The following is a 23343-nucleotide window of genomic DNA, read 5'->3' as shown; positions in this document are numbered from 1 at the left end:
CAGCGCCGTTGCAACGCGGTGCAACGCTTCCGCACCCCCGTGTCCACGGTGTGTGCTCCATCACACAGCGGGACGAAAGTGGAGTCAATGGCGCACCGACCGGGAACCCGCACCCGTACCGAGGAGATGACCTCATGAAGGCAGCACGTTTCTACGGACCCGGTGACATCCGGGTCGAGGACGTCCCCGAGCCGCAGGCCCGGCCGGGGACGGTCAAGGTCGAGGTCGAGTGGTGCGGCATCTGCGGGACCGACCTGCACGAGTACGTCGACGGACCGATCTTCGCGCCGACGGCGGACGCGCCGCACCCGCTGACCGGGGAGAGCGTGCCGATCACGCTCGGGCACGAGTTCGCCGGCGTGGTGCACGAGCTCGGCGAGGGCGTCACCGACCTCCGGGTCGGGGACCGGGTGGTGGTCGAGCCGTACATCGTCTGCGGGACCTGTGACGCCTGCCAGCAGGGCAAGTACAACGTCTGCCGGACCCTCGGCTTCGTGGGTCTGTCCGGGTACGGCGGGGGGTTCAGCCAGTTCGTGGTGGCCGAGCGCCGCTGGATCCACCCCCTCGGCGACCTGGGCACGGACGTCGGCGCGCTGATCGAGCCGCTGGCCGTGGCCTATCACGCGGTACGGCTGTCGCACGCCCAGCCGGGCCACACCGCGCTGGTGTTCGGCGCGGGCCCGATCGGTCTGGTGACCACCGCGGCACTGCGCGCCCGGGGCGTCGAGCAGATCATCGTGGTGGAGCCGGCCGACGTACGGAAGGCGAAGGCGCCGGTCGCCGGGGCCGACCACGTCCTCGACCCGACGGCCACCGACGTGGTGGCCGAGGTCATGGAGCTGACCAAGGGACGCGGTGCGGACGTGTCGTTCGAGTGCGCCGGCATCGACCAGGTCCTCAAGGCGGCCATCCAGTCGACCCGCGTGGGCGGCACCTGCGTCAACGTCGCGATCTGGGGGCACGAGGCGTCGGTCGCGATGAACGACCTCGTCTTCCGCGAGGTCAACGTGCTCGGCAGCCTCGCCTACGCCGACGACCATCCCGCGACCATCGAGATGGTCGCGAGCGGCAAGGTCGACCCGTTCCAGTTCATCACCGGCCGGATCGACCTCGACGACATCGTGACGTCCGGCTTCGACGAGCTGATCAACAACAAGGAGGAGAACGTGAAGATCCTGGTCCGTCCCTGACCGGCCGCGCGAGACGCCCGTCCCACCCCACAGCACTCCACAGCACGGAGGAACGACATGACCGTCGCACACATCACCGGTGGCGCCCGCGGGATCGGGAAGGCCATCGCCCTGCGCCTGGCCTCCGACGGGCACGCGATCGCCGTGTCCGACCTGCCCGGCATGGCTGAGGAGCTCGAGAAGACCCGGACCGAGATCGAGGAGCGGGGCGTACGGGCCGTCGCCCTCCACGGCGACGTCTCGGACCCGGCCTCGGTCCGCCGGCTCGTGACCGACACGGCCGATCAGCTCGGATCGCTCGACGTGATGGTGGCCAACGCGGGGGTGGCCCAGACCAAGGCCCTGCTCGACGTGACCCCCGAGGAGTACGAGCACGTCCACCGGGTCAACGGTCTCGGCGTCTTCCTCTGCTACACCGAGTCCGCCCGCCAGATGATCAAGCAGGGCCACGGCGGCAAGATCATCGGCGCCTCCTCCATCGCCGGCCACAAGGGCTTCGGCCTGCTGGGCGTCTACTCCTCGTCGAAGTTCGCGGTGCGCGCGCTCACCCAGGCGGCGGCGCAGGAGTGGGCCGAGCACGGGATCACCGTCAACGCCTACTGCCCCGGCATCGTCGACACCCAGATGTGGGTCGAGATCGACCACGACCTGGGCGCGATCAACGCCGTGGGCGAGGGGGAGTCGATGAAGGCGATGGCGGCGGGGATCACCCTGGGCCGGGTCTCGCAGGGTTCGGACGTCGCGGCGTTCGTGTCGTACCTCGCCGGGCCGGACTCCGACTACATGACCGGGCAGTCGCCGCTGATCGACGGCGGCGTGCTGTTCACCTGACCCCTGGTCGGGGCCCTGTTGCAGTGATGACCGGACGACCCTGCGTCGCCGGAACGCTCAGCGCTCGAGCTCACCGAAGATCGACGTACGGTCTCTGCGTGAGCCGCGTGATCTTCATGTGCGGGCCCTCCGGGGCCGGGAAGTCGACCCACGCCCAGCGCCTGGAGAGCGACGGGATGGCGCGGCTCTCGTTCGACGTGGAGATGTGGCGTCGCGGGATCTCGGCGGTGCCCCTGCCCCCGCACGTGCGCGACGAGATCGAGGGTGACCTGCGGGCTCGGCTGCTGCAGCTTGTCGCGGCCGGCACCGACGTCGTCCTCGACTTCTCGTTCTGGTCGCGACGCATGCGCGACGACTACCGCAAGCTGCTCGAGCCGACGGGCGTCGTGCCCGAGACGATCTACCTTGCGACCGATCGCGAAACCGTCCTGAGACGCATGCGAGCCAGGCGGGGCAGCCATTCCGACGACTTCGTGCTCACCGAAGACCTCGTCGCCCAGTACTTCGACCACTTCGAGGCACCGACGCCGGACGAAGGCCCGCTCACCGTCGTGAGATAGCCCATCTCAAGTGCGCGTCGCGTCCGCAGGCCGGGACGACTCCCGCGTCAACGCGACCACACCCGGTCAGCCGTGTCGCGCCACGTCGGCCGCCAGCATCTCCGGCCACGTGGCCAGGTCGGCGGGCGTGCGCGCGACCTCCAGCCGGGAGTGCGGCAGCAGGTCCGCCAGCGCCTCGGCGGTGGAGACCGGGTGGGCCGGGTCGTCGGTCCAGGCCAGGATCGTCGTCGGTACGGCGACCTCGGCCAGCTGCTCCGCGGCCGGGAGGTCGGCGAGGGCGGCCCCGCGCAGCAGCGAGGGCAGCAGCTCCTCGCTGACCTCGGGCAGCGTGTCGGGGGTGTCCGCCGTCGCCGGCGGCCGCGGCGCGAGGCGACCGGCCTCCACGAAGGCGTCGATCCCGTCGCGCTCGACCAGGTCGGCGGCCTGGAGGTAGTCCGCGGCCTTCGCGGCCCGGGTCGCCCAGGCGGTGGGCGGCACGACGAGGGTGAGCCCTGCGAAGCGCGCGGGGTCGAGTACCACCGCGTGCAGGAGGGTGCCGGTGCCCATCGACGGACCCACGCCGTGCACCAGCTCGCCGAGGAAGAACTCGTCCAGCAGGCGCAGCAGGTCCTCGGCGAGCACCGACCAGCGATAGTCCTCGGCGACGGTACGACCCGTGGAGCGGCCGTGACCGCGGGCGTCGTACCGCAGCAGGCGGGTCCCGCTGAGCCCGCGCCCCAGGTCGAGGTCGAGCAGGCGGTCGCGCCGGCGGCTGGAGGTGAGGCCGTGCAGCTGGACGACGGGGTGCCCGCCCTCGTCACTCAGCTCCACGTCGAGCTCGGCACCGGGGACGGTGAAGGTCGGCACGGTGCTCCTCGGAGGCTCGGGTGAGGCCCTAGGTTATCGGGGTGCGGCTTACCAACGTGGCGCAGCTGCGGCTGCCGTTCGGCCGGCTGTGGGGCTACGACCTGGCCGTCGGCGACACCGGTGCCGAGCTCCCGGTCTCCTTCGACCAGCGGCGCCACGTCGGGAGCGGGGACCGCCCCGGGTCGTGGATGGCGCTGTCGTTCCGCCTGACGGAGCCGGTGGACCGTGAGGACCTCGCGGCGGCGTGGCTCGCTGTGGTCGCGCGGCACGGCACGCTGCGGTCGGTGTTCTCGCCCGGCGCGGACGGGCCGGTCCTGCACCAGGTGGAGGTGGGGCCCGGCGGGTGGGTCGAGCACGCCATCGCCCCGGGTCAGGCGCCCAACGACGCGGTGCGGGAGGTGCTTGACGAGGCGTGCTCGCCGTACCGGCGCCCCTCACACCGGCTCTGCGTCCTGGAGACGGCGACCGGGCCGACGGTGGTCGTCGCCGCCGACCACGCCCACACCGACCTGTGGTCGATGCTCGTCGTCGCCCGCGACCTCCTCGGGGCTCTGGGCGCGGTGGGGACCGGTCGCGCGCCCGCGGTCGGGGCGGTTCCGGCGTTCGCCGAGCACACCGCGTCCTTGAGGGAGCGGCCCGCGGCGCCGCCGGAGGTACGCGCGCGGTGGGCGGAGATCCTCGGCGCCTGCGGCGACGTGATGCCGCGGTTCCCGATGCCGCTGGGCGACGTCACGACGCCGCAGCGCGAGCGGGTCGAGGTGCGCGACGTCCTCGACGTGGACGACAGCGCCGCCTTCTCGGCCCAGGCCCGCGACGACGGCGTCTCGACCCTGACCCTCGTCGTCTCCGCGATGACTGCTGTGACCCAGGACCTCGCGCAGACGCCGCTGCGCGCGGTGTTCCCGGTGCACAGCAGGTACGACGCGACGTGGCACGACTCGGTGGGCTGGTTCATCACCAACTCCGTGCTCGAGTCGACCGACCCAGCGCCCCGAGCGTGCGCGGCCGCGCTCAAGGAGGCGATCGGGCTCGGCTCCTGGGCGCTCGAGGATCTCCTCGCCCCCTGGGGCGGCATGCCCGAGGCGCCCGGGATGTTCGCGATCTCCTGGCTCGACCTGCGCCGCCTCCCCGTCCGGATCGACGCCACGGGTCTGGAGGCGCAGTACGTCGGGGCCGCGATCCACACCGACGGGGTGATGCTCTGGTTCGTGCTGGACGAGTCCGGCCTGCACCTGCGCTGCCGCTACCCCGACACGGTGCAGGCCAGAGAGAGCGTGGGCGGCTGGCTCGACGCCCTGGTCGCGCGGTTGCGTAAGGCCGCCCGCGCCTCGGTCGGTGGCCGGCTGGTCCTCGGCGACCGGGTGTTCCGGGTGCTGCGGGCCGCCCGCGCCGACGTCGCGGCACTGGCTGCGCTGCTGGCCGACGAGGACGCGGGCTCCGTGGGGCAGGGCCGGCCGGCGGAGGGTGCTGACCTGGCGCACCACGAGGCGGCGTACGACGCCATCAGCCGCGACCCCGCGCAGTACCTCGCCGCGGTGCGCGACGAGGCCGACCGGATCGTGGGCACGATGCAGCTCACGGTCATCCCGGGTCTGTCCCGCGGCGGCACCACCCGGCTGCACGTCGAGGGCGTGCGCGTGGCTCCTGAGGAGCGCGGGACGGGTCTGGCCGCCGCCATGCTCGAGTGGGCGCACACCCATGGACGGGTGCGCGGGGCGTCGGTTGCCCAAGCGAGCACCGACTCTGCGCGGGATCGTCCTGATGCGTTCTACCGGCGGCTCGGGTACGAGAGCACGCACCTGGGGTTCGAGCGCCGGCTCTGACGCGTCTCGGTGCCGCCGCGGACCTGCGTCAGGTGCGGCGCCGGCCCAGCCGGAAGCCGACGCTTGCAGCAAGGACCAGCAGCCCGACGGCTGCCAGTGCAGCGCCAGCCAGCTGCCACCACGAGACGATCAGGGTCGACCTGCTGGAGTCCTCCCAGCCCATGGCCCAGTCGGGGTCCTCGCTCAACGGTGTGTAGGCGAACCAGCCGAACTCCGCCGGGTCGGGCCGGGTGACGAGGACGAGGACGACGCCGCCGACCATGAGAACCAGACCGAGAACCCACCACAGATGACGAAGCACTCACCGAGTATCGGGCATGCCGGTCTGGAGGGTCCGCGCTCTCAGGATCGGTTGCAAGCTCTTCGCTGAGGAGGCCGGCGCAGGAAGAGACAGGCCGGACTTGTCGGGACCGCCGGGTGCCAGGTGGCGCCGTCGACCTGGGTCCCGTAGGGGACGTCGAGCACCCACAGCCGCTCGCCCGGCCCGACGGTCGGCAACGGCCGCTGCGGCGTCGAGGTCCGGCGCGGTGACGCGCGGCGGAGACGAGCGCTGGGGGGACGGCGGCTCGGCATCGCCGGACGCTATCGGGCTCTCGTCGTCGCGGCGGGTCGGCTCGCCCGCCGCGGAACCACCGGCAGGGACCTCGGGGTCACGACACCCGCCGGGGAACAGATCAGCCTCGTCGTGTTCGACGGCGGCGATGTCTGAGCTGTGTCCGCGGGCCGCGGAGGATGCTGGACTCAGCCGGGGAGCAGGTCATCCGAGCCCCTGTTCTCGGACGGGGCCCCGGTCGCTGCGTAGGAGCAGGAATCGACCGGGGTCCCTCGCCGCCGCCCCAAGGCCTTCGGTGCAGCGGCTGATCGGAGAGGTGCCGTCGGGTTCGGTCCCGGGCCCCTACTTGGTGTTGACGGTGATGGTGGCCGTACCGACCAGCAGGCCGGGCTCGACGGCGTCGGTGCCGAAGGTGTCGTTGAGCAGCGGGGCGGTGACGTCGGAGATCTGGACCTCGGTGCCCTGCAGGATCGCCTTGTTGCCCTGGGGCTGGAGGGGCTTCAGGGTGCTGCCGTCGAGCTTGAACAGGTACGCGCTGGTCACGGCGAACTCGCCGTTGACGGTCACGTCGCCGTAGACCCGCGAGACGCCCGGGTCGACGTTGAGGTTGGTGAGCTCGACGGTGGTGTCCCCGGCGGAAAGCGAGAGGCCGGAGCCCTCGTGCTGGACCTGGCCGATGACGTAGGGCGAGACCTGGCCGGGCTCGAACACGGTGACGTTGCCGCCGGTGATCGGGAAGACCAGGGAGTCGTCGGTCAGCGTGGCGTCCCCGGTGACGCCCGGGGTGAGCTTGAGCTGGGTGAGGGCGTCGACGAAGCCCTTGTCCAGGGCGATCTTGGTGTCCTGGCCGGTGAGCGCGTCGATCGCGGCGACCGGCTGAGGCGGAGTCTGGGCCTCGTCGGAGGACGACGAGCTCGAGGAGGCGGGGGACGCGGGCGCAGCGTCGCTCTGCGTGCTGCACGCGGCGAGCGGGCCGGCCAACAGGCCGACGGTGGCGAGAGCGGCGAGACCGCGGCGGTTGCGGGTGGTGAAGCGGGGAGTGGACGACATGGTGCTGCCCTTCAAGGGGAGAGCGCCCAGCTCGGGAGACCCGCGTGGGCGTTGCTGCACCAGTGATCCGGTGACACGCCGCCTGCGGCTTGGTCGACGGGCGGATTCTCAGTCAGCTCTCCGAGACCCGGGCCCGGCTGCTCCCCCCCCAGGACGGCCTCGACCCGGGTGCTCTCCCGTCAGGCGAGAGGGACTACCCGTCGCACCTCCACCAGGACGGAGGTCCACCCACACTGCCCCAGACAGCAGACAGGATGGGCGTACGCGAGGCCGACCTGGTGTGAGCCTGGGCTACAGGACAAGGGCGAGCTCGACCAACGAGGCGGGAGCCGTCTCGTTGGTCGAGTAGGAAGCGGAGCGTCTCGGCTCTGCCGGGACCTTGTGGTCGTCCTGGACTATCGGCTCTCGGAGGTCCGCGTCGGGGGACGCCAGTACCGCGTCCCCACGGCAAAAGCGGCGGCGACCAGTGCGAGCCCGACGACTAGCCAGGTATCTGCGTGCTCACCCGACCCGAAGAGCGACGGGATGAGCAGGATCAGCACGGCGGCTGACACTGCCAATCCGAGCAGGCTGACCACGAACAGCTTCGTGCTCTTCATCTACCTCACTCCTCAGAAACAACTGGCAACGGCGGCGATGGACGAACCACCGACCGCGGCGTAGGCACCGATGCAGGCGACGCAGATGGCCGTGCCCACGACCGGAACCGTGCACGCGCCGGCACAAGCACCCACGATGAGATACGCGACTGCGCCACTCACACCGAGCACCGCTGCGACACAGGCCACGGTACTCCCGGCCCCTTGCGCGGCCACGGTGTCAGCACCGGCTGCGCCTCGCTGAGCGTCCTGCCTCAGTTGGGCGTCTGTCATGAACGGCCGGTTGGTGTCCTTGCTTTTCACCAGCTCACCGTCACTGAACTTGGAGATGTTGAAATTCCCTGCCTCGTTCTCGCTGATGAGGGTCTCACCGGACTGGGTGATCTCGCCGCTGTCATTGAAGAGAATGGTGAGGTTGCTGACCATGCTGTAGCCCCCACTGATGGGGACGGTGACAGACGAGTACGCAGGGCCGTCGGAGTCCACGCTGTAGACCTTGGCCTGCCCGAAGGACAGAGCCGGCCGCGGAGCATGGGTAGCCAGGCCACCGCTCTTCACCTCAGCAAGGGCCGCCCTGGTCAGGTTGCGGGCCCTGTGGCCGTCGACCTGCGTCATGTTGGTCGTCGGGCCTGCGCTGAGACCTGGGCTTGCACACACCACGGCCTTGCTGCCCTCTACTCCCGTGGGGGCTTGGGTCGCCGCCGAGGCGGTCGTCATCCCACCCACTGCTAGCGCAAGAGCCAGCGGGGCAGCAGCCAGCCCCGTCCGGCGAAAAATAGTCATCGTCGACATGTGCGATCTCTCTCTCCATTATTGGTGCTCGGATGGTCGAGAATCGGCCACGCATGCCGCGAGAATCGCGCGCAACGCGACTAACAGTTTTCTGTTGTTCCATTTCAGACGAGCACGCTCGCATCGTTTGGTCAACCACCTCGAGCATCGGTCAGTGCGATGACTAGAGCGGCGTCTTGGCTCAAAGAATTGAGTTCTTCTTTTTCTGAAACGGGTTCTTCATGTCTCAGGTCGACCTCAGGGTCGTACCTGTCTGGCACGGATGGCACGGGGCCAGGTTCTTTTCGGGAAACCGGCCCGTGAACTGCGATAACACTGTGGGCGATACTGGGTTTGAACCTTTGAGAACCGAGCTACCACGTGACCTCGTCGACGTCCAGCTTTGCTGTAAAGTGCCAGGTCAGAGGGCATGCGGTGCTGCGACACCTACGGACAGGGTTGGACACAAGAGGTCGTCCTTGTTCCCCGTATGTTCCCCGAAGTTCGGTGGTAAGAGGAGCAGGCTATGCGTAGGGAACAGGCGGGAACCCGCCGAGGATTCGGTCGGATCGAGAGGCGTCCGTCCGGTCGCTATCGAGCTGCGTACGTAGGTCCTGATGGCCTGCTCTATCGGGCTCCCGTCACATTTCACACCAGAGACGATGCCGTGGCTTGGCTCGCCGCGCGCCGAGCAGAGATCGAGATGAAGATCTGGGCGCCTGATGCCGCAACCCGGGGAGCAGAGCGCAAGGCGACACCGACGCTTCAGGTCTATGCCGACCTGTGGCTGAAGAACCGGAGGACCCGCGGTCGCGAGCTCCGTCCGACCACGCTGCAGCAGTACCGGATGTTGCTGGACACCTACGTCTACCCGGCCTTCGGCGACGAGCGCATCGACCGGATCAGTGTCGACGACGTGAACAAGTGGTACGACGCCTTGGCGCCGGGCCGAGAGGCGATCCGCGCACAGGCCTACAGCTTGCTGCGCACCATCTTGACAACTGCGGCCTCGGAGCGTCCATACCCGCTGATCCCGTACAACCCGGCGCACATCCGCGGGGCCGGCAACACCAAGCGCGTCCATAAGGTTCAGCCGGCGTCGCTGGAGGAGCTCGAGACGATCGTCGACGAACTGCCTCCTCGCTACAAGACGATGGCCCTTCTGGCGGCGTGGTGCGCGATGCGATTCGGTGAGCTCACCGAGCTTCGCCGGGGCGACATCGATCTGCGCACCCACAGAGTGAAGATCCGTCGGGCCGTTGTCCGGGCCGACGGCGAGTTTGTCGTCGGCCTGCCCAAGTCCGACGCCGGCATCCGAGACGTGGCGATCCCGCCGCACCTGCTGCCCGCAGTCGAGCGGCACCTGAAGGACTTCACCGGGCCTGGCAAGGATGCGTTGCTCTTCCCAGCCGCCGACCAGAGCGACCACCACATGGCGCCGTCGACGCTCTACAAGGTCTACTACCCGGCTCGGAGGGCGGCCGGCCGCCCGGATCTGCGGTGGCACGATCTCCGCCACACCGGTGCTGTCCTTGCCGCTCAAACCGGCGCCACGCTCGCAGAACTGATGGGCCGCCTTGGCCATACGACTCCGGGTGCTGCAATGCGCTACCAGCACGCCGCTGCGGATCGAGACGCCGAGATAGCGAGACGACTGTCGGAGCTCGCTCGGAGCAATGATGAGCGAGACGGGGACGACCCGAATCGCAGTTCCCGACGGTGACCGCGTGTCACCTGGACGATCAGACCGAGCGACCAACTAGCAACCACCCTTGTTGATGTTCAGCGGGCTCCTGCGGTGCGACGAAAGTATCGCAATCAAGCACGCACGACGACGTGCTCAACCATCCCGTCCCGGCGGGCTGGCTTCGGAGGGTTTGCTACGACTGCTGCCCGTCTAATCGCGGCGGAATGACGCTGCAATCGCCCTGCCGTTCTGTCGGTGACCAGCGTGAGAACGTCGTTGTTCGACTCGCCTAGTCGCCGAACTGGGCGCGCGCACGATGTAAGTAGTTGTACGGGCTCGCCACCTCGGGCCTGACGAAGGTCTGCGTCGCGCCTAAGAGCAGTGATCCGAGAACGCCGAAGACCCCAGCACTAGCGGCCGCGCCCACTGGGCCGAACGCCTCAGCTGCTGTGGCCGCGGCGCCAACTCCTGCGGTCAGGGTTCCGTAGCTCGCCGCTTTTCTCAGTTTGAGCCCGCGGCCCTTCGCCGCCTTATCGATTTGTCTCATCGCGTAGTCGAGCTCCTCCGCGATCTGCGGTAGGAGGTCAGGAGCGGCGAGACCTCCGGACGCGACAGCCAGCTTGTCGACCGCCCTGAGCAGTTCAATGCGCTCATCCTCATAGCGCGCGCGGAAGTCTAAGAGTTCTTCGAGCGGAGTGCCCGGCGGCGGGACCTTGAAGATCCAACCCATCTTGAGCCGCCAGGCAGGTGCGCCGGTCCCGCTTGCACCTTCGAAGGCCATGGCGGCAGCACGAGCGACGTTGGTATGACACACCCATCCGATGGTCGGGTCGCGCTCGCCATCGGCGACGGCCCGGGCCAATAAAGTCAGGAGCGGGCCGAGGAGAGCCTCCGAGGCTTGGTAGGACGTCGCGACATCCCGGAGCAAGCCAGCGTTTTTCAGGCGGAACTCCAACTCGTAGGGCAGCTTCCCGTAGTGCAGTCGAGTCGCTGATGTCAGCGGGTCCCGGGGCAGCGCGAGGGCTCCTCTCGGAAGCTCCGTTAGTAGACCTTCTACTTCCCCAACGAGGCGGTCGAGCGAAACGTCACTCACATACTCGTCAACGCTAAGCGGCCGATAGAGACCGCGATCCGAGATCTGCTGTAGGTAGTCAGGGAGCTGGTAGTGCTTGGGCACGATGCTCCCCATCTGATCCCAGTACAAGACGCCTTGCGCCAAGACATCCCGTGGCGGTTGGACGAAGGGGTAATACAGCATCGCTCGCACGTGGGGCTCCTAAGGCTGCGGTCGGGAGGCGGACGATCATCGTGGCAGGAGAGCGAGGTTCGCACACTCGGCAAACGCTCGACTTGCATATGGAGCCGCTTACCGCCCCGCCCCGACAGCAGGGAAGGGGATAAGCGGCGGAATGAGGCAGGTCGCATGGCGGTCGGCGCTTCAACTTGCTGGGTCGCAGGAGCGGGCGGGATCGGAGAACTCCCAACGGATGTGTCGGCGGTGGCGGCTAGATTCACGGGGTGACCACACCCGATGAGAGCGCTCTCGGGAGCTCTGCTCTCGAGCAGCGCTTCCGGGATGCCAACCATGCACTGGACGCAATTAGCACGGATGCGTTCGAGAAGTACCTGAAGCCCTTCGCGCAGACCTTCGGGCAGCTGCATGCGGTGACTCTCGTGCAGGTAGCAGCCGAGGAAGCCGTGCCCGAGCTCGAAGACATCGATACCGAGGCCCGTCAGATGGCCACGGAAGTGCTGCGCGAGCTGGTTAACGGCGGCACCGGTCGGATGCTGCAGGCGGCACTGATGCTGGGAATCAAGACGGCCGCGAAGAGCCCGAATGTCGGTCGCACGGCTGTCCACTTCCGGCCAGGGAACCTGACGGCGGACACCTCTGAGGTCTGGACGAAAGGCATGGCTAAGGGCCGCGAAGCGCTCCCGCGATCCGAGGCCCTGTTCCGCCAGGCCAACCGCAACCTGAGCAAGAACAAGATGGTCGTCATCGTCGGCACTCTCAGTGTCGTGGCGATCGGAACCATGCTGGCGATCTGGCGCGACGAAGTGGCCGCGAAGGAAGCGAAGCTCGAAGCAGAACGCGAACAGAAACGGCGCGAGCTCGAGGCCCGCCGCCTCGAGATGCTCGAGGCCCTGAACCTCGAGCGACTGCATTTCGCCACCGCGCGAGCCGAGGAAGCCACCGAGACGCTGAGGCAACTGGTGGACCTCGGTCTCAACCGCCTCCCGGTGCTGCGTGCCCTGGTAGCCGCTAATGCCGAGTACGAAACCTACGATAAGGCAGGCCGGTTGCTGGTGGCCGAGCTCGCCGGCCTGGCACAGACCGTCGCCGCAGTTATCGCCGCCTCCGTGGATGCGCCCGCCTCGCAGGGGCTGGAAGACGACCAGGCCCCAGTTCTGGACGCTGCGAGGCGAGTCGTGTCCCGGTGTGCCAGGCAGCGGAACCCGGGCTCCGATTCGGCCCCGGCGGTGTCGTGGGTGGTCGGGCAGATCAACACCACCGTGCAACGCGAGCAGTTGGCCTACTTGGCGCAGCAGCCCGAGTTCATCGAGCGCCTGGCCAAGCGCTGCGGCGCTGCACATCAGCGCGTAAAGGCGGGCTTTCACTTCGAATGGCTCCAAGCGCTGGGCTTCAACCTCGACGCGATCGCCAAGGACTCATCCCATCGGGCTTACGTAACGGAGCATCTCGGGAGGCCAGCCGATCCTGCAGACGTCGTGGTGCAGACCTCTGGCGGCACAGTTGTGCGGGAGGCGCAGATGAAGGTCGTCGAGTCGAAATCGCATCGCGTCGGGCCGTTCAACGGGCTGATCGACCACAAGTACGAAGGGATGGACCTGGTCGTTCCCACGGATCACGTTGGGCCAACCCACGCGTTTCTCGATCGGGTGGGCGAACGGCCCGCGACAGCAGTCAACCGCGAGCGATACGAAGACGCCAGGGCACGTCTGGGCGACGTGGTCTCGTACGACGGGGTCTCGTCTGACCCGATCACGACCGGTCAACTCACCAAGGCCGCCAACGATCCATCGGGTCACCTCCAGCGGGTAGCCGATGACATCGAACTGAAACGGACAGTCAACGCCGCGGTTGCAGCGGGCGGCGCCGCTGTGGTGACCTCGCTGGCCACGGACCTCGTAGCTCATCTCTACAACGAGCGCACCTTTGAAGGGTTCGACTGGGCCCAAGCGAGTGTCGCCGGAGCACGGACGAGCGCGGCCACCATGGCGGCTGCGGCAGCCGGCACGTTCCTGCGCACGGCCGGTGAGAGTGCGGTGGCCGACGGCTCGGCGAACCTCTTCCAGGCCTCGTGGGCCCATGGGGACCATGGCCCCGCCCTTACCCAGGCGGCTATCGACATCGCGGGCATCATCCATGGACTGGCAACCGACCGGCTGACCCCGGCTGAGGCTGCCGAGGCGACGGCAGAAGCCGTTGTGCGCTCTGCCATCACCTGGGTCTGCACAGCCGCGGTGCGCAGCAATATTGGTGACGCTGAGGTGGCTGCACTGGTCGGCGGCATCGTCGGCCAGTACGGCAGCCAGCTCATCATGTATGGCCTGCGTGTGGCCATCATCGGTCGAGACCCTGACCCACGATGGGACGAGAGGTACGCCGCGCTGCTCGAGGAAACGGCCGCCCTTGAGGAAGCATGTGCGGCCGAGAGCGAGGAACTCCACGCTCTCGGCCAGCAGCACCGCATCGCTTTCACTGACCGTGTCCTTCCTGCGCTCGAGAGACTCGACATGGCATGGGGAGCCGGCACGGCTGGCACCAAGGCATCGGGTTCCGGGACTGGCTCATCGGTTGAGAAGGGGGACCCTGATACTCAGCTTCTCGCTCTAGCTGCCGTCGCAGACGAATTCGCCGCTACCCCGTTGTTCGCCAGCCTCGAGGTGTTCGACGCGTTCATGGCAGACCCGCACAGCGTGCTAATGCTGAGCGTCGCTCGCACGTAGCGCTGCGTCTGCAGGCCGAGATCGCCAGCACGGCTGTCTTGTGCTGAACAGTTGCGTTGGCCATTCGGCATTGGCGGTGGTATGACGCGGTTACTGGCCCGGCACTCAGGATTCCCAACGAGCTAGAAGAGTGTTTCCCCCGGATCGCACTCAGCGAGGCCCAGAGAAGGAGCCTTGCGGCCGAGCGACTCGCAGCCAAAGTGGTAACCGCGCCGGTAGAGAATTTCATCAAGCTTGAGCCCACAGCGAAGGCAGTGGGACCAAGGTGGCCCCGAAGCGCCGCTCGACGGAGTTTTGGCGGCTACGGCATCGGCGCGGAGACGCTCTTGGCGCGCCCGTCGACGCCCCCGGGCCACACGAAGACGCCATTCCGCCTCCTCACGCTCCGCTCTCTCGCGAGATTCAGCCACGGCTTGATCTAGGGCGGCACCCGCTAGATCAAGCTTGGAACTGGTCGCGGTAACGATGCCCCGTGTGGAGTCCAAAGACGCCTCACATAGGGCGGTTGAATCGCCCCGGGTCTGGTGGAGGCTCTCAACCGATGGAGGATGAGAGTCATGGCAGCACCCAGGAAGTACCCCGACGAGTTGCGTGAGCGGGCCACCAGGATGGCGGTGGAACTGCGGTCGGATCCGGATACGAGGCAGGGCGCGATCCCTCGGGTTGCCGAGCAGCTCGGGATGCACCCCGAGACGTTGCGCAACTGGGTCCGGCAGGCCGAGGTCGACGGTGGCGTTCGTCCTGGCACCACGACCACGGATGCTCAGCGCTTGGCCGAGCTGGAGCGAGAGAACCGCGAGCTCCGCCGGGCCAACCACATTCTGAGGACAGCCTCGGCTTTCTTCGCGGCGGAGCTCGACCGCCCCACCACCAGGTAGTGGCCTACCTCGAGGCCCATCGACACGACGTGGTCGATGGGCGCGCGGTCGGGGTCGAGCCGATCTGCGCTGTGCTGAAGAAGGCCGGCGTGCAGATCGCCCCAAACAGCTACTACGCGGCCAGGACCAGGCCGCCCTCGGCGCGCACGGTCCGCGATGCCGAGCTGGTCGGCGACATCAAGATCGCGCACCGGTCGAACCTGGGTGTCTACGGTGCGAGGAAGATCCACGCCGAGCTCAACCGCGAGGGCGTGAAGGTGGCGCGGTGCACCGTGGAGCGGCTGATGCGCGCCGAGGGCCTGCGCGGGATCCCTCGGGAGAAGACCCGCAAGACCACGCTCGGCGACGGTGCGGAGACCGAGCGGCCCGAGGACCTGGTGAAGCGGAAGTTCGCAGCGACCGGACCGAATCAGCTGTGGGTGGCCGACCTGACCTACGTCCGCACGCACGCGGGATGGACCTACGTCGCGTTCGTCCTGGACGTCTTCAGCAGGATGATCGTGGGCTGGCAGGTCTCGACCTCGATGCGTACCGATCTGGCACTCGATGCCCTCGATATGGGCCTGTGGGCCCGCCAGCGCGCCGGCCAGGACGTCACCGGGCTGATCCATCACTCAGATCGCGGGGTCCAATATCGAGCGATTCGCTACACCGAGCGGCTCGCCGAAGCAGAGGCCGTCGCGTCCGTGGGCAGCCGCGGCGATTCGTATGACAACGCGATGGCCGAGGCGCTGAACTCGCTGTTCAAGGCCGAGTGCATCCGCAACCCCGTGATGCGCCCCAAGGGCGGCTGGAAGAGCGTCGGCGACATCGAGATCGCGGTTGCCGAGTACGTCGACTGGTTCAACCACCGACGCCTGCACGGCGAGATCGGACTCGTCCCGCCGGCCGAGTTCGAGACCAACCACTGGTCCCAGATCACGCCGCAGAACTACCCTCAGCTACCCGTCCCGACCGGGGCTGGTTCCACGTAACCGAGCCTCCACGAAACCCGGGGCGATTCAGGTCACAGCAAACCGAGCTGCCGTGGTCCCCAACGGACAATGGACTTGAAAGCTGTTGATTAGGGCGCCTTCTGCACCACCATCTGGATGAGCGACGCGGGCCCATGGCGTGCCGAGGGTTGCGTCGATCGGGTTGATCCACAGCGGCTGAGCGCCTTGGCCGAGCATGTGTTGGTGGAGGGTGGACAGCTTGACCAGGGTTGCCCCTTCGGTCGTCGCGCTGGTCCGCATCTGTGCGCCATGGTGGCCAAAAAGCCAGACCGGCGTGACGCCAGCAGTCAGGTACGCCTGATTCCGTTGGGTCCATTCCTCAATTCCAAGTTGCGCGTACTGGATTTCAACGGCAACCTGAGCGCCATCTGGCCAAGTGAGCATCACGTCGGCGACCCGCGATCGCTGCGGCAGAGGGACTTCGGCGGCTGCGACGACATGCGGATACCGACTCGAGACCCAGGCCAAGATGGCTGCCTTACCTTGCTGGTGGAACAGACTTTCCGGTGCGTGTCCACCCGACCCTGCGCGATGACTGAAGCCGTCGCGACGTCCTGAAGCTGCGCGATTCACGAGGACGAGTCGGCGATCGGAGCAACTGGGCATAAGGCACTCGAGATGCTCTGTCACCCAAGCGCGGAAACCGACAACGGCAGCTCCACCTTCAGTCAAGTAGTAAGGCGCGGCACTCGGTCGTGACCGGAAACGGGCGTAGACGAGTCTCTCCTCGCCGGATTGGAAGGCGGCGAGGGTGGCTGCGTCATGAGCGGCGCCTGGCATGTGCCCGAGAGTGCCAGAGAGGTCCGACGTCGCTGGCGGATTGGGGCTGTTGCTGCCGGCTGAATCCGCACCCCCTGGTGACGGGTGGGTTACGTGGCGCATTCGGACCACCGTCGCAACATCAAGGTCACAAAGATGCACACGCGAGAGGAGCGGATCTGTGTGGAGCGTCCCGGGTCCCTGAGGCGGCGATAGGTCTTGGCTAGTACCGGTTCACGGTGGCCAGTCGCTGCTGTAGGGTCTGCCCAGACTTTGGTTGACACCTGACCTGTGAGGATCCGTCCTCGCTGGAAGGATGTCGACCATGGCGAAGGCATACCCGAAGGAGTTCCGCGACGATGTCGTGGCAGTGGCCCGTAAGGGTCAGGCTCCGTTGTCCCAGATCGCGAAGGACTTCGGGATCTCTGAAGGCACGCTGTCGAACTGGCTCAAGCGTGCTGATGTCCAGGACGGTCACCGTCCCGGCCTCACCGACGCTGAGCGTGTCGAGCTGCGTGAGACCAAGAAGCGGATCCGGCTGCTGGAGCAGGAGAACGAGGTCCTGCGCCGGGCAGCTGCCTATCTGTCGCAGGCGAACCTGCCGGGAAAATAGTCTTCCCGCTCGTCCGTGAGATGGCCGCGACCGGTGCCCGCATCAGGGTGCCGGTCGCGGTGGCGTGCAGGGTCCTGGGGCTGTCGCCCCAGGGGTACTACAAGTGGCTCAAAGACCCGGTGTCCCAACGGGACTGGGATGACGCACACGTCATCGACGTCGTGCTGGGCATCCACGCCGATGACCCCACCCTGGGCTACCGGTTCGTCGCCGACGAGCTTGCCGACGTCGGCATCACCGCCAGCGAGAACCGGGTGTGGCGACTGTGCTCAACCGCAGGGGTCTTCGCCTCCCACCACCGTCGTCGGGGTAAGGCCGGCAAGCCCGGTCCGGCTGTCCATGACGACCTGCTCGCGAGCGTCGATGAGGAGGGCCGGGTGAGCCACGACTTCGTGGGGGCGACCTCCGGCCCGAACCAGGTCTGGCTCACCGACATCTCCGAGCACCCCACCAGGGAGGGGAAGCTCTACCTGTGTGCGGTCAAGGACTGCTACTCCAACAAGATCGTCGGCTACTCCATCGACTCACGGATGAAGTCCGGACTCGCTGCCGCCGCGCTGCGCAACGCGATCGCCCTGCGCTCACCGGAGGGAACCATCGTGCACAGCGACCGAGGATCTCAATTCCGTTCCAAGAAGGTGGTTCGCCTGCTGAAGAACAACGGGCTGCGCGGCTCGATGGGCCGAGTCGGATCGAGCAGTGACAACGCAGCCATGGAGAGCTTCTTCTCGCTGCTGCAGAAGAACGTCCTCGACACCCGCCGCTGGGACAGCCGCGAAGAACTGCGCCTCGCGATCGTCAGCTGGATCGAAACGAAGTACAACCGCCGCCGTCGCCAACGAGCCCTCGGCAAGCTCACCCCGATCGAGTTTGAGATGATCTACGCAGCCGCAGACGCGGCCTGAGAACCATCAACCCCGAGTGTCAACCAAACCTGGGGCAGTCCCGTACGAGCTGTCTTGGCATGGTTCGCCTGCGAAACGCAAGACGCTCGGGCGGTTGAAGGGGCGCTCGCCTAGGGTTGGACGGTGCCTGCTCCCACTCGCCCCGTCCGACTATTCATTGGCTCATCCTCGGAGGGGCAGCGGGTCGCGGCCAACCTGCAGGACCAGTTGGAGACCCGTAGGATATGCGAGGTTGTCCTCTGGCAGCACGTCTTTGAACCGTCCGGGTATGCGCTGCCGTCGCTGCTCGAAGTAGCGCGCGACGTTGACTACGCCGTCCTGATCGCCACCCCAGACGACATGACAGTGAGCCGCGGCGCGGAGTCGGCCGCCGTGCGCGACAACGTCATCTTGGAGTTCGGGCTCTTCGCTGGCGCACTCGGGCTGGAGCGCACCTTCCTGCTCGCCACCAGTTCCGAGTTGAGGTTGCCGTCCGACGTTTTCGGGCTTACCCGGTTGCACTACACCGAGCGGAGTGACAACAACATCGCTGCTGCCCTGAACAGCGCGGTGCTTTCGGTGGAGCGGGCAATTTTGAAACACGGGCGCACCAACCGGGGCGGCGAGGCCATCACATTGGACGAGCCAAACGGTGGGCACGACGTTGGTGTGGTCGCCTCGCGACCAAAGACAAAGACGGCCAAGACTGCCGGTTCTGGCTCACGATCGGCGAGGACGGGGCGCCGGACGGCTATTCAATCGGACGGGCTGGAGAGCAAGGTGCTGCACCAAGAACTCGAACTGCTCTTCGACAACGCGGTCTCGCAAGGTTGGAAGTTCCTGGCCAACAACAAAAAGACGCTCCAATTGGCATCCCCGAAGGGGCGAACCTTCGACATGTCGAAGGGTGCCCCAGTCAAGACTCGCGAGGATCTGCGGGACTTCGCCGCGGAACTCAACCGGGCGGGTCTTCGCGTAAACATGGCACTTCTAAGGCCCCCGGCAGAGTCGCCGTTCCTGGACTGAGTTTCTCACCGGGCGGGCCCCCGCCTAGGTGGGGCCATCATCATGGCCCGCGCCTAGACGGGGGCGGCGCTCCAACCCGAGCGCGACTCGGGGGCGAGCCCTCACTAACGAGGACCCACCGCGCCTCGGCCGCTCACTTGAACTTCCGGCACCTTGGGCGTCTCGCCACTTCGCCTCCTGGGCGAAGGCCTTCAGTCCATCGAACAGCGGCCTCAGTATAAGGGCTGGCCGCATCGGGTCGCCGTTGCCTTAGTCCAGGCTCTCTAACCATGCTTCAGACCAGCGAATGCCTCTTGGGGACGGGAGGGTGTGACGTTGGCCGGTCAACGTCCGCCGACGGCGGAACCGCGTGAACTAGTCCCTGAGTTAGGACGGCCTTCGCGGAGCAATGGGGATCGGGTTGAACCTCCGCGACGGCACCCCGCCGGGAACGCCCGTCCGCGTGGATCGAGGACATCACTTGATGCAATAGTTCAATTCGCGTGGTCTCGCCTCGTGAACGGGAAAGTGGTCTCTTGCGTGAAACTGCGAACAACCGTGTGACCGCCGTCTGAGTGAGGAGTCACGTGCGTCCTCATAACGGCCTCGTGGAGGCGTTGTTCTGGCTGTCGTCAACCTTGTGACTCGATATCGCGAAGAGCTGGCCAGTGGCCCCCGTCATCGACCCGTAGCGTGCCTGCGCGGACGCAACAGCAGTTACGCCGCTTAGCGGCGGTAGGAAACAGGCCTTGTAGGGGCCAAGTCCGCCACCCCCCACGAAACTTGAGTCCGGCGGTCGCCATCGAAGTTTTGCTCACCATTGGTAACCGAGGCGCATCCGATTTGATGAGAGATTCGGCGAGATGCTTTACCTGACCGGCCCAGTTAAGTGGCTGGCGCCATCATCGGATTAGGGTGCAGCGAGGTGCGCGAAGTGAATGCCGTATAGAAGACCAGGGCCGTTGAAGTTGGTTACGGCGGGGTCGTCGGCATAGACGAGGAGGGCTGACGCGGGCTCCGCGTGCACGTCGTGATATGGCCATTGCTGAAAGCGAGTTGACGCCGCGACGAGGAGACTCAGCTCGCGGCGTAGGCCCAAGGCTTCCCGAGCCATCCGCTTCTCAAAGGTCGACGTGTTCTTGCACTCGACCGCAAGGACGATCTCATCGTGGCGGGGGCGCCCGGTCGTGCCCGCCTCCACAATCACGAGGTCAAGCTCGTGGTAGAACGCCGGCGCGGGTGGGTAGTTATAGCCCAGTTGAGTGTGACTCATGGCAACGAATTCGATGTCCGTCCAGAGCTCGAGGTCGGTCTCAGTCGGATGCGTGAGCTTGAAACTCGTGTACGCCATGCTGATGCCACCGCCTTTGTTGCGCAGAACGAGACGGGTGCCGCGGCGCATAGTTGGGACGTAGCCCTCTAGTTTGTGGAGCTGATCCATGATCTCGATCGCCACCCAAATTTCGTACAACTTGCCCTTGAGCGCTCGGGGGGAATGACACTGCGCCCACCACCCCCGGGAATGGTGCGCAGGAGGCCGTTCAGCTTCCGTCGGAACGCCTTCTCATCGAGAGTCATCGTCGGCCTCAACGTCATTCATCAGGTCGGTCAGCAGATCGACGATCTCGTCCAACTGTCGACCCTCGGCCGTCACGTCGACGGATCGAGCGAGAGGGGATTTCACATCTTCGTCGATAACAATGGAGATGCCCTGGACCTCACCGCCCGCGTCGGTCCTGACCACCTCATTCAACCGGGATAAGACCCTCTCAGCGCGGGCGGACCGAGTCTCGTACTCGCGTCGCAAGGCCTGCATGGCTCGCAGCATTCTGATCCGTCCGGTGCGTCCCTCCGTGCTCGCCAGGACGACGCTCTGCAAAAGATCTGGCTCATCAAGTTCCCCGATTGATCTGTAGAGCTCGTTGAGCGCTGCGGTGTAATCCTCTTCGTTCACTGCTCCCCCTCCGCGAACCACCAGCCCGCGTCCATCATCGCGGCAAGACAGCTGGCGCACTAGGCTCACCTCGGCGTCGGACCGATCGGACGAACCTTGCCCACTTCCGCCGGGATCCGGAATGATGGTGGGCCGGAGCTCGCTGGGCGGCCCGTGGGGCCCATCGAAGGAGACCGCGGCTAACTGGGTCGGGGTCATGGCGGGCTCGAACGAAGGGCCAAACGACCATTCACGACCTCGTACCTCGCAGCCGGCTACCTGGATGGGGTAGGCCATGGACGCGTGAACGGCCTGGGTTGGCATGGTCGTCTCGGCGGCGACGCCGGGTCGGCTCGCTGCACCAGTCGCTGGTGCAACGACACACTGGATGCACCTTTGACCGTTACAGCCCGAGGGGGCACCCGGGGTGGAATGCACTGGCCATTCCAGACCGCCCCGCGGTCTGCGCGAGCTTGCCACCGGCCGACAGGGTGCTCTATCGGCACGTCCGATGCGCCCCCTCTGACTGGACTGCACGTCATGGATAGTTGCCGAGCGCGTCAATGTCGACTTCGTTGTATGACCTCGTGCGAGACTATCGCCACCAAAGGGGGCTCCATGACCGTCCGTGTACACGAGTTGGCAAAGCAACTGGGGGTCACGTCGAGTGACGTGATCAGGAAATTGGCTGAGCTCGGCGAGTTTGCCCGAAGCGCAAGTACGAGTGTGCGACCGGATGTAGCAGAGCGCGTCTTGCTGGCTTACGGGGACTTGGGAGACCGACTCAAGGGTTCGTCATCCTCAAGAGTTGTAGGGTGGAATGCTGGCGCCGTTCGTGCGCCCTCCCATGAGGATGTTCTACGAAACGTTTCTCGATTGGTACGCGACTTCCCGGTCGCTGCACAACACCAGCAAGCCCTAACGCGACTCGGGTCGCAGTTTTTCTATGCTGGTCCCTGCAAGGTACCTTCATTTGAGGACAGTTATGTAGCATTGGTTAGGTTCAGTGGCGCTATTGAGGCTGCTTTTGGTCTAACGCGTGAGGTGATGTTCTTCTATAGCCGCCATAAGGACCTGCAAATTCGCACGTTCAAAGCCGCTCGAAGCGCACTAAAGGAGTTCCCGCGCGAGGTAACACCCGACATAATGTTCTTTTGGTCACCAGACCCGCGACTTCGAGAGAAAGTCGACGATTGGTCAACTGGCGGGTTCTTGACTATTCCGTTGATCCTGGCAGATCCTGATGACCCGGTGAGCTTTGTCTCGCTTCTCCGCGACTATACCTTCTCGAGAGACTTATTTTACGAGACCACGCCCGTCAGAGGTGAACGGTTCTTTGGGCGGCGCAAACTTTTGCAGTCCTTAAAGGATGATATTCAGAACCAGCGAGTTACGGGTCTCTACGGGCTGCGTAAGGCAGGAAAAACGAGCGTCCTCACAGAATTAGCAGAAGTCCTTGAGAGTCCCACTTCTATTGTGGTTCTACGAGATTTAGAAAGTCTACCCTCGCCGCCAGACGATCCCATACCCGAACTCATTCGAGATCTGCGGCTGGACATCCTGGACCAACTCCGATCGCGGCAACTACGCACGAAGGAGTTGGGCAGCCTCGCTGCCGACGCCTCAATGACCGACTTTAAACGTGCATTGCAAAAGATTCTTCGTGGAAATGCGGATGATGGTGTGCGTGTGGTCCTAATGCTAGATGAGATCGAATATCTCACTCCCTCAGACCGGATTGACGTTCAGGAGGGCGACATGACCTCCGTTGCTCAATTCCTGGGCATTCTCCGCAGTCTGGTTCAGGAAAACTCCAACTTCACCTTCGTGCTGTCCGGTTTGACGAGCGCAATCACAGAAAGCGGTCGGCTGTTTGGACGTCCGAATCCGCTCTTCTCTTGGGCAAAGTCCAACTTCGTATCACCTTTTGAGCGGTACGAGGCGGATGAGCTTGCGCTATCAGTTGGAAGGCGCATGGGAATCGGTATTTCTGAGGGAGCGTTAGAAGCTCTATACGAAGCCACTGGTGGACATGCGTACCTGTACAGGCACTTAGCGTCGAATGTCGTGCTTCGATTGCCGCTCGACGTGTTTCACCGGCAGATGGACCGAGTCGACGTCCTTAAGGCGCTAGAGGACTGGCGTCTAGTCATAGCCGGCCACATGCAGGAGATGGTGAACCACGTTCGCAGATATTACCCGGACGAGGCGTTCCTGCTTGAGGTGCTCGAGACGAACAACGACGACTTCGCCGCGTTTGCGGATGAGCTGCCATCGGCCTTGGGTCACCTTCTCAGCCTTGGATTGGTCGAGCGGCGAGGTCAGCAGTTCGAACTCACGCCAGTACTGCAGTTCTTATGAGTATCGAAAATCACGCAGGGGCGACGCGCCTCG

Annotated in this window: 19 protein-coding genes and 1 pseudogene; 11 read left to right on the top strand and 9 right to left on the bottom strand. The window is 65.9% G+C overall.

The annotated features are described in order from the left end of the window. The first annotated feature begins 134 nt into the window (after nt 1-134). From ENKNEFLB_RS14285 to ENKNEFLB_RS14275, 3 genes are all read left to right on the top strand, one after another. Nucleotides 135-1190: a 2,3-butanediol dehydrogenase gene (locus ENKNEFLB_RS14285; RefSeq protein ID WP_214056020.1), complete on the top strand. Its 1056-nt coding sequence runs from the start codon at nt 135-137 to the stop codon at nt 1188-1190. A 57-nt stretch (nt 1191-1247) separates the two neighbouring features. Further along, a complete protein-coding gene (locus tag ENKNEFLB_RS14280) occupies nt 1248-2021 on the top strand; it encodes an SDR family NAD(P)-dependent oxidoreductase (protein WP_214056019.1) in 774 nt (257 codons plus the stop codon). A 98-nt stretch (nt 2022-2119) separates the two neighbouring features. Continuing rightward, nucleotides 2120-2581, top strand: a complete 462-nt coding sequence (locus tag ENKNEFLB_RS14275) for a P-loop nucleotide/nucleoside kinase family protein (RefSeq protein ID WP_214056018.1) — start codon at nt 2120-2122, stop codon at nt 2579-2581. A gap of 66 nt (nt 2582-2647) precedes the next feature. Here ENKNEFLB_RS14275 and ENKNEFLB_RS14270 read toward each other — a convergent pair whose 3' ends face one another. Continuing rightward, a complete protein-coding gene (locus ENKNEFLB_RS14270) occupies nt 2648-3427 on the bottom strand; it encodes an alpha/beta fold hydrolase (protein WP_214056017.1) in 780 nt (259 codons plus the stop codon). A gap of 41 nt (nt 3428-3468) precedes the next feature. On the opposite strand from ENKNEFLB_RS14270, the gene ENKNEFLB_RS14265 reads away from it, so the two are divergent. Then, on the top strand, nt 3469-5250 hold the full coding sequence (locus ENKNEFLB_RS14265; protein ID WP_214056016.1) for a GNAT family N-acetyltransferase: 1782 nt from the start codon (nt 3469-3471) through the stop codon (nt 5248-5250). Between the two features lie 28 nt (nt 5251-5278). Here ENKNEFLB_RS14265 and ENKNEFLB_RS14260 read toward each other — a convergent pair whose 3' ends face one another. The 4 genes from ENKNEFLB_RS14260 to ENKNEFLB_RS14245 form a co-directional block, all read right to left on the bottom strand. Continuing rightward, nucleotides 5279-5512: a hypothetical protein gene (locus ENKNEFLB_RS14260; protein ID WP_214056015.1), complete on the bottom strand. Its 234-nt coding sequence runs from the start codon at nt 5510-5512 to the stop codon at nt 5279-5281. Nucleotides 5513-6145: 633 nt separating this feature from the next. Further along, on the bottom strand, nt 6146-6853 hold the full coding sequence (locus tag ENKNEFLB_RS14255) for a hypothetical protein (RefSeq protein ID WP_214056014.1): 708 nt from the start codon (nt 6851-6853) through the stop codon (nt 6146-6148). Nucleotides 6854-7248: 395 nt separating this feature from the next. Further along, complete coding sequence (locus tag ENKNEFLB_RS14250) at nt 7249-7452, bottom strand: hypothetical protein (protein ID WP_214056013.1); 204 nt, start codon at nt 7450-7452, stop codon at nt 7249-7251. Between the two features lie 12 nt (nt 7453-7464). Next, nucleotides 7465-8067 carry a hypothetical protein gene (locus tag ENKNEFLB_RS14245; RefSeq protein WP_214056012.1) on the bottom strand — a complete coding sequence of 201 codons (603 nt, stop codon included), beginning with the start codon at nt 8065-8067 and terminating at the stop codon, nt 7465-7467. 682 nt (nt 8068-8749) lie between these two features. Here ENKNEFLB_RS14245 and ENKNEFLB_RS14240 point away from each other — a divergent pair. Continuing rightward, the gene (locus ENKNEFLB_RS14240) at nt 8750-9946 is read left to right on the top strand and encodes a tyrosine-type recombinase/integrase (protein ID WP_476703688.1); all 1197 of its coding nucleotides are present in this window, start codon (nt 8750-8752) and stop codon (nt 9944-9946) included. A 253-nt stretch (nt 9947-10199) separates the two neighbouring features. Here the strand turns inward: ENKNEFLB_RS14240 and ENKNEFLB_RS14235 are convergent, their stop codons facing one another. Next, the gene (locus ENKNEFLB_RS14235) at nt 10200-11177 is read right to left on the bottom strand and encodes a hypothetical protein (protein WP_214056010.1); all 978 of its coding nucleotides are present in this window, start codon (nt 11175-11177) and stop codon (nt 10200-10202) included. 251 nt (nt 11178-11428) lie between these two features. Here ENKNEFLB_RS14235 and ENKNEFLB_RS14230 point away from each other — a divergent pair, with 251 nt between their 5' ends. Together ENKNEFLB_RS14230 and ENKNEFLB_RS14225 are read left to right on the top strand one after the other, a co-directional pair. Beyond that, nucleotides 11429-13882: a hypothetical protein gene (locus ENKNEFLB_RS14230; protein WP_214056009.1), complete on the top strand. Its 2454-nt coding sequence runs from the start codon at nt 11429-11431 to the stop codon at nt 13880-13882. Between the two features lie 557 nt (nt 13883-14439). Further along, nucleotides 14440-15734 (top strand): IS3 family transposase gene (locus ENKNEFLB_RS14225; protein ID WP_246535556.1). Its coding sequence is split into 2 segments (ribosomal slippage): nt 14440-14719 and nt 14719-15734, totalling 1296 coding nucleotides; the frame shifts between segments, so codons are not numbered across the junction. A gap of 27 nt (nt 15735-15761) precedes the next feature. Here the strand turns inward: ENKNEFLB_RS14225 and ENKNEFLB_RS14220 are convergent. Beyond that, nucleotides 15762-16328 carry a competence protein CoiA family protein gene (locus ENKNEFLB_RS14220; RefSeq protein ID WP_214056008.1) on the bottom strand — a complete coding sequence of 189 codons (567 nt, stop codon included), beginning with the start codon at nt 16326-16328 and terminating at the stop codon, nt 15762-15764. Between the two features lie 511 nt (nt 16329-16839). Between ENKNEFLB_RS14220 and ENKNEFLB_RS14215 the strand changes: the two genes are divergently transcribed. Continuing rightward, nucleotides 16840-18032, top strand: a protein-coding gene (locus ENKNEFLB_RS14215) for an IS3 family transposase (protein ID WP_246535555.1) whose coding sequence is annotated in 2 segments (ribosomal slippage) — nt 16840-17118 and nt 17121-18032 — 1191 coding nt in all. Because the reading frame shifts where the segments join, the coding sequence is not laid out codon by codon here. A 123-nt stretch (nt 18033-18155) separates the two neighbouring features. Next, nucleotides 18156-19037 (top strand): TIR domain-containing protein, encoded by an 882-nt coding sequence (locus ENKNEFLB_RS14210; protein ID WP_214056007.1) that lies wholly within the window; start codon nt 18156-18158, stop codon nt 19035-19037. Between the two features lie 889 nt (nt 19038-19926). On the opposite strand, the gene ENKNEFLB_RS14205 is transcribed toward ENKNEFLB_RS14210, so the two are convergent. Both ENKNEFLB_RS14205 and ENKNEFLB_RS14200 read right to left on the bottom strand, forming a co-directional pair. Next, nucleotides 19927-20472 (bottom strand): hypothetical protein, encoded by a 546-nt coding sequence (locus ENKNEFLB_RS14205; protein WP_214056006.1) that lies wholly within the window; start codon nt 20470-20472, stop codon nt 19927-19929. Nucleotides 20473-20580: 108 nt separating this feature from the next. Next, the gene (locus tag ENKNEFLB_RS14200) at nt 20581-21168 is read right to left on the bottom strand and encodes a hypothetical protein (protein ID WP_214056005.1); all 588 of its coding nucleotides are present in this window, start codon (nt 21166-21168) and stop codon (nt 20581-20583) included. A 213-nt stretch (nt 21169-21381) separates the two neighbouring features. Between ENKNEFLB_RS14200 and ENKNEFLB_RS23050 the strand changes: the two are divergent. Further along, nucleotides 21382-21705, top strand: a pseudogene (locus tag ENKNEFLB_RS23050) (translation initiation factor IF-2 N-terminal domain-containing protein); the annotation flags it as partial. A gap of 291 nt (nt 21706-21996) precedes the next feature. Beyond that, on the top strand, nt 21997-23310 hold the full coding sequence (locus ENKNEFLB_RS14195) for an AAA family ATPase (RefSeq protein ID WP_246536025.1): 1314 nt from the start codon (nt 21997-21999) through the stop codon (nt 23308-23310). The last annotated feature ends 33 nt before the right edge of the window (nt 23311-23343 follow it).

Source organism: Nocardioides aquaticus (assembly GCF_018459925.1).
Taxonomy (GTDB): domain Bacteria; phylum Actinomycetota; class Actinomycetes; order Propionibacteriales; family Nocardioidaceae; genus Nocardioides; species Nocardioides aquaticus.
This window is presented reverse-complemented; position numbering and strand designations above follow the sequence as displayed.